Annotated in this window: 9 protein-coding genes, 2 tRNA genes and 1 pseudogene; 3 read left to right on the forward strand and 9 right to left on the reverse strand. The window is 32.4% G+C overall.

Features of this window, described 5'->3' with window-relative positions; genetic code table 11:
- Positions 1 to 221: hypothetical protein (locus BOW55_RS21095; RefSeq protein WP_206733635.1), on the forward strand; the 221-nt coding region annotated here is incomplete at its 5' end.
- Between the two features lie 217 nt (positions 222 to 438).
- On the opposite strand, the pseudogene BOW55_RS20215 reads toward BOW55_RS21095, so the two are convergent.
- The 8 genes and pseudogenes from BOW55_RS20215 to idi all read right to left on the reverse strand — a co-directional run.
- Positions 439 to 855 (reverse strand): annotated as a pseudogene (locus BOW55_RS20215) (DUF4294 domain-containing protein); the annotation flags it as partial.
- A gap of 125 nt (positions 856 to 980) precedes the next feature.
- Positions 981 to 1,057, reverse strand: a tRNA-Thr gene (locus BOW55_RS20220).
- Positions 1,058 to 1,163: 106 nt separating this feature from the next.
- A tRNA-Thr gene (locus tag BOW55_RS20225) sits at positions 1,164 to 1,237 on the reverse strand.
- A gap of 76 nt (positions 1,238 to 1,313) precedes the next feature.
- Entirely contained in the window at positions 1,314 to 1,580 is a 267-nt protein-coding gene (locus BOW55_RS20230) for a hypothetical protein (protein ID WP_068843886.1), read from the reverse strand.
- Between the two features lie 57 nt (positions 1,581 to 1,637).
- The gene (locus BOW55_RS20235; protein ID WP_129026220.1) at positions 1,638 to 2,606 is read right to left on the reverse strand and encodes a type I phosphomannose isomerase catalytic subunit; all 969 of its coding nucleotides are present in this window, start codon (positions 2,604 to 2,606) and stop codon (positions 1,638 to 1,640) included.
- A 54-nt stretch (positions 2,607 to 2,660) separates the two neighbouring features.
- Positions 2,661 to 3,119 (reverse strand): peroxiredoxin, encoded by a 459-nt coding sequence (locus BOW55_RS20240; RefSeq protein WP_129026222.1) that lies wholly within the window; start codon positions 3,117 to 3,119, stop codon positions 2,661 to 2,663.
- Positions 3,120 to 3,122: 3 nt separating this feature from the next.
- On the reverse strand, positions 3,123 to 3,533 hold the full coding sequence (locus BOW55_RS20245) for a 6-carboxytetrahydropterin synthase (protein WP_129026224.1): 411 nt from the start codon (positions 3,531 to 3,533) through the stop codon (positions 3,123 to 3,125).
- Between the two features lie 20 nt (positions 3,534 to 3,553).
- Positions 3,554 to 4,081, reverse strand: a complete 528-nt coding sequence (gene idi / locus BOW55_RS20250; protein WP_089055254.1) for an isopentenyl-diphosphate Delta-isomerase — start codon at positions 4,079 to 4,081, stop codon at positions 3,554 to 3,556.
- Between the two features lie 299 nt (positions 4,082 to 4,380).
- On the opposite strand from idi, the gene msrB reads away from it, so the two are divergent.
- Entirely contained in the window at positions 4,381 to 4,938 is a 558-nt protein-coding gene (gene msrB / locus BOW55_RS20255) for a peptide-methionine (R)-S-oxide reductase MsrB (RefSeq protein WP_089055255.1), read from the forward strand.
- Between the two features lie 8 nt (positions 4,939 to 4,946).
- Positions 4,947 to 5,555, forward strand: a complete 609-nt coding sequence (msrA, locus tag BOW55_RS20260) for a peptide-methionine (S)-S-oxide reductase MsrA (RefSeq protein ID WP_129026226.1) — start codon at positions 4,947 to 4,949, stop codon at positions 5,553 to 5,555.
- A gap of 51 nt (positions 5,556 to 5,606) precedes the next feature.
- Here the strand turns inward: msrA and BOW55_RS20265 are convergent, their stop codons facing one another.
- Positions 5,607 to 6,044 carry an META domain-containing protein gene (locus BOW55_RS20265; protein ID WP_129026228.1) on the reverse strand — a complete coding sequence of 146 codons (438 nt, stop codon included), beginning with the start codon at positions 6,042 to 6,044 and terminating at the stop codon, positions 5,607 to 5,609.
- Between the last annotated feature and the right edge of the window lie 201 nt (positions 6,045 to 6,245).

A 6,245-nucleotide genomic window follows, 5' to 3' on the forward strand; every position in this document is an offset into this window, starting at 1 on the left:
ACTTTTCTTCGTTTCACTGCACTTTCTTTATTTTTCGACCTTTTACCAACTCCTATTTTGAGGAGTTTTTAGCGGTTTTCTCTGCTTTCCTTGTTTTACAGCATGAGTTCTTAGACTCAAAAGCTGATTTTTGGTGGTTTTTAATCGTCTTCCAATACAAAGAAGCCGTGCTTTCTCTTTTTAGCTTAGCTTTTCTTCTCAAAATAGACCTCGCAATTTAAATCGAAATAGAAATCATTCTACTTATAGAGGCAAAACAAAAGATTCTTGCCTTCACCGCAAATTAATCCCTTTTCAAGATCTCAAAGCAATTCTATCTCATCCCTTTTTACTCATATATATATTATAGTATATTTCAATACATATATATGTATAAAAAAAAACAAACCCGACAGGTTTCGAAAACCTGTCGGGTTGTGATTACTATATATTATAGTATTAGTTTTTATTGACCGCTTTTGCTTTGACCTCCCAATACTCCATCAAATTATCATAATTTACAGGATTAGCTGGCGTTTGATTCAGCAAACGTCCAGATTCAAAAGCACGAACCAGAATTGTTTCTATTAGATAGTCTTCATTTACTTCATAAGGCTTATACTCGGTTTCCAAGCTTATATCAAATAAATTCGCAGTTGTATTTAACACAAATGCTTTGAAACCACTTTTTAATGTCTTTATCAGCTGATAGGTTGTTATCCCCGTTTGGAGATGAATCAATTTTACAAGAATCTGACCTTGCTTTCTGAACAACTTCTTCAACCTGTCTTCAAATTCATTATTAAGATAGTCCTCAACAATCTTAAAATACTTTTTCTTTTCGCGATTGCTATTTAAACGAGCCATACCTTTATTTCAAAACCTCAAAGCCAAAAACTAGAATCCCCCCAACAAGAAACAAACCTCATCCTTCATCCTCCCAAACACAATCACCAGAAGGCACAAATAAAAAAACCATCACAAATGCGATGGTTTTCTTTTGGAGCCGATAGAGGGACTCGAACCCACGACCTGCTGATTACAAATCAGCTGCTCTAGCCAGCTGAGCTACATCGGCCTATTTTCCGGGTGCAAAGATAAAATTGTTTTTTAATATTCCAAAAAAAATTCACACCACTCTTTATTATTAAAAAACCACCACATTTCTGTGATGGTTTTTGTTGAGCCGATAGAGGGACTCGAACCCACGACCTGCTGATTACAAATCAGCTGCTCTAGCCAGCTGAGCTACATCGGCCTCATTACGGGTGCAAATATAAAGCGGTTTTTCGTTTTACCAAAATAATTTTGCCCTTTTTTATACTTTTTTTTGATTACAATTCGTTGATTTTAGCAATCAATTGATTAGCAGTTTCTTCCAATTCAACATTTATTTGTTTGAAGTGCGCTTTTTTATTTTCAACGTTCTTTGCATTCACTTTTGTGATCAAAGTATCAAAAGCTGTGATTGCTTCATCAACTAAAGCATTCGTTTCTGGAGTAGGATTTCCTGTTGTAGACATTTCAAACAAGTAAACTGCCTCAATAATATCTCCTAATACAAAATTGATGTCTTTCTTTAAATTTTTAACGTTTGCCATTTTTATTATAATTTTAATTTGCGTCTGCAAAAATACACATAATCTTTATATTACGCGCTATGAAATGTAAATTTCTAAAATTGAAGCTTTTCCATTCAAAACAAACGATCTAACAGCGGCAGGAATTAATACTGTATCTCCTTTTATATAAGTATGCTTGAAGTCATCATATTCAATTTCAAAACTTCCATCAATACACATATAAACGGTAAATGTTTCACCAGACTTAGAAATTTCAGTATTACTTTCTAATGGAATAAAATTCGTGGTAAAATAGGGACAATCAACTACGACATTTGAAGTGTTTGCTTTTGAATCGTATTTTTTCTTCGTATTAACTTTATTGTAGTTAATTGCATCAAGCGCTAAATCTACATGAAGTTCTCTTTTATTTCCTTGTGCATCTACACGATCAAAATCATATAAACGATACGTAATATCAGATGTCTGCTGAATCTCTGCAACTACCAAACCTGCACCAATTGCATGAACAGTTCCTGTTTCTAAAAAGAAAACATCTCCAGCTTTTGTTTTTACATTGTCTAGAATAGAAACTAAAGTATTATCTTTTAAATGTTTTAAATATTCCTCTTTACTTGAGTTCTCTTTAAAACCAACAATGATTCTAGAATCAGCATCGGCCTGCATTACATACCACATTTCGGTTTTACCAAATGAATTATGACGCTCTTTTGCTAATTCATCATTTGGATGAACTTGAATTGAAAGATCTTCTCTTGCATCTAAATATTTAAAAAGCAATGGAAATTGTTTACCGAAACGCTCATGAACTTTTGTTCCTAAAAGCTCATTTGGAGCTTCAGCAATAAGCTCCATTAATGTTTTCCCTTTTAATTCTCCGTTAGACACAATACTAACATCACCTTCTACTGTAGATAATTCCCAACTTTCACCAGTTATTTTAGACGTAATGGGCTTATTTAATATTGTTTTTAATTTTTCGCCTCCCCAAATTCTTTCTTTTAAAATTGGCTCAAATTGCAAAGGGTACAAACTTGATTTCATATTTTTATTTTGAGACTAATAGCTTAAATAATAAGCTAAAAACATTTATTTCATTTATAGTACCAACTCTTTAATTATTTCTAATGCTTTTGGAATGTGCTTTGATGCATTTACACTATCAAAAATATAAATGACAACACCATTTCTATCAATAATATAAGTAACACGTCCTGGCAGAAGACCAAACAAATTGTTACGAACACCAAAAAGGTGACGCAGCTTTTTATCTTGATCTGAAAGTAGAATGAAAGGCAGCTGGTGTTTATCAGCAAATTTATGGTGCGATTTTACACTGTCACTGCTAATACCAATTACTTCTGCACCTAAAGCTGCAAAATCTTCATATTGATCTCTAAAACTGCAGGCTTCAGTTGTACAACCAGGGGTATTATCCTTTGGATAAAAATAAATCACTAACGGCTTGCGGCCTAAAACACTCTGGCTTTCAAAAACATCCCCGTGATTATCTTTTGCAGTAAAATTCGGAACTATATCTCCTATTTTTAATGACATTTATTATTCTCCTTTATAAGTTACAAAATTGCGATCTGTTTCATAAAGCACGATTTCTAAATCAAAATCAGGCTGAATTCTTTTTCTAATTTTATTCCATATCACAACAGCAATATTTTCTGCGGTTGGATTCAAATCTTGAAATTCCGGAACATCCAGATTCAGATTTTTGTGATCAAACGGCACTTCTACTTCTTCAAGTATAATGTCCGCTAATACTTTCACATCTAAAACAAAACCAGTTTCTGGATCAATTTTACCTGTAACACTTACTGTTAAACCATAATTATGACCATGAAAATTGGGATTATTACATTTTCCAAAAACAGCAGTGTTCTTTTCTAATGTCCAATCTTTTCTATGCAATCGATGTGCAGCATTAAAATGTGCTTTTCTTGATATGGTTACTCTCATTTAGGTTTGGTTAGCTTTGGTTATAATTTGTGATCTTCGAGATAATGATCAAATTCATCAAAAATTATCTTAAACCACACGGTATAAAGTTCAGGCTGTTTTTCAATATCAGCTTTAACATCTTCTATTTTCATCCATTTCCAGTCTTCTACTTCATCTGGATTTATTAAAGGCTCTTCATTATAATACCCAATCATTACATGATCAAGTTCGTGCTCTGTCAAACCGTTATCAAAAGGTGCTTTATATATAAAGTGAAATAATTCTTTCAGCTCCGCTTTAAAACCCATTTCTTCAAACAGTCGTCGACTTCCGGCTTCTATATTGGTTTCACCTTCACGCTGGTGACTGCAGCATGTATTAGTCCAGAGTAATGGAGAATGGTATTTATGATGTGCACGCTGCTGCAGCATCATTTCATTTTTATTATTTAAAATAAAAACTGAAAAAGCACGATGTAAAACAGCTTTTTCATGAGCTTCTAATTTTGGCATCAAACCAATCTGCTCATCATTTTGGTTAACTAATATTACGTTTTCTTCTGTCATATGGCGCATTAATCAAACAAAAATACGAAAAAAGAAATGGCTTAAAAATCTCAGCAGACATTGTGAAAAGTTTAACTTGTCTTCAATCCTCACAAAACACTGACTTACAATATACTGTATATTACCTTTTCTTTTAAAATCCTTTAAAAATAAGATTTAAAAACTGTATTGCTGAGTTCTACGTAGATAATAAAAAGTTAAAACATACTTAAATATATCTGAATTGTAAAATACACGACATTTGAAGGAAAAATGTAGTCGTATCTTTGAAAAAGAAACAGAATTAAAGCTTAAAAAAAATGAAAACAAAAAAACAAATTCTTAGTCTTTGCTTTTTAATTCCACTTTTTATTTTACAGGCATGCGGGCAAAATACTAAAAAACAAACTGCAAATACTGTTACTGCTATGGAAAACAAAATCAGCAAACCCGGAAATCCATATTATTCAAATACTGACACGACTAAATTAAATGTGAGTAATGCAGCATGGAAAAAAGTACTTCCTGAAGATGTTTATGCGGTTATGCGTGAAGCTGACACTGAAAGGCCTTTTACTGGAAAATACTGGAATACTGATGAAAAAGGAACTTATTACTGCGCTTCGTGCGGAAATAAACTTTTTAGATCTGGTGCAAAATTCGCAAGCAGCTGCGGCTGGCCAAGCTTTTTTGAGCAAGACAATAAAAAAAGTGTAGTTTACAAAAATGATAATTCTCTTGGAATGGAAAGAATCGAAGCGCTTTGCGGCCGCTGCGGAGGACACCTAGGTCATTTATTTGATGATGGTCCCGCACCTACTGGAAAACGTTATTGCATGAATTCGATTGCTCTGGATTTTATTCCGGACAACAAATAAACTGAAAAATGAAAAATACAATTTTAATCTCTCTTTTTGCTCTAGCCTTAAACGGATTTTCGCAAACTAAAAAAACTTCAAATCTAGATACTATTACACTTGGCGGAGGATGTTATTGGTGTGTTGAAGCTGTTTACGAGAATCTAGATGGGGTAAAATCTGTTGTTTCTGGATTTTCTGGCGGAAAAAATGCAAATCCTACTTATGAAGAAGTCTGCACAGGTACAACTGGTCATGCTGAAGTAGTTCAAATTACATTTGATAAAAATGTAACAGACATAAACGAAATCTTCAAAGTATTTTTTACTGTCCACGATCCAACTACACTAAACAGACAAGGTGCTGATGTTGGAACACAATATAGGTCTGTGATTTTTTATAAAAATGCTGAACAGAAAAAAGCTGCTGAATCTATTATTGCCGAATTAAACAAAGCAAAAGTTTACAGTAATCCTATAGTAACTAAAGTTGAACCTTTCAAAGCGTTTTATAAAGCTGAAGATTATCATCAAAATTATTATTCAAACAACAAGAATCAACCTTATTGTAAAATGGTCATTCAGCCTAAACTGGAAAAATTTGAAAAAGTTTTTAAAGACAAACTAAAGAAGAAATAAAAAAAAGGGAATAGAAAATACATTCCCTTTTTTTACTTTTGTCTCTTAAAATTATTGTTTAGCTACTTTTTTAAATCTCATCATTGGCACATCGCCTTGAATTAAATTTAATTTTCCATCTTTATCAACAGAGTAACTTGTAATTTTTCTCATTTGTTTTAAAAATTGCTGTTCACCGCCGCCTTCACAAAACATCATTGTAGTTGGTCCCGGTTCTCCAAAAGTCAACGATTTCCCATTTAAAGTATATGGTGCACTATAACCATTACATCCATCATTACCAAAAACTTTTGTTTCTTTCTGATCAAAAGTAATTTGTGGTTTTTTATTTGGATACAAACCTTCAAAAGCAATTCTAGGACCCGAAATATATTCTAATTCCCAAGTTGTATCATAAATATTTGCTGTGCTTTTACTCTCTTTTGATGCCATACATGAAGTAAGTAATAAGGTTAAAACTGAAACGACTGCAAGTGTAAGTTTTTTCATAAAGATGTTTTTTTTAGATTAATATTTTTTTGTTCTCGAAAATCAAAATTCTTCTATAAACAGTACTTTCTCAATATTCATGCCTGTTTACACAGATTGCTAAAAATTCTAAATCTTTAAAAATTTAATTTAAGCATGAAAAATGTACTCCAGCAACAAATTCCATTTCAATATAAGTCACACTTTTCTGATATCTAAATT

The sequence above is a fragment of the Flavobacterium sp. YO12 genome (assembly GCF_004119495.1).
GTDB lineage: Bacteria > Bacteroidota > Bacteroidia > Flavobacteriales > Flavobacteriaceae > Flavobacterium.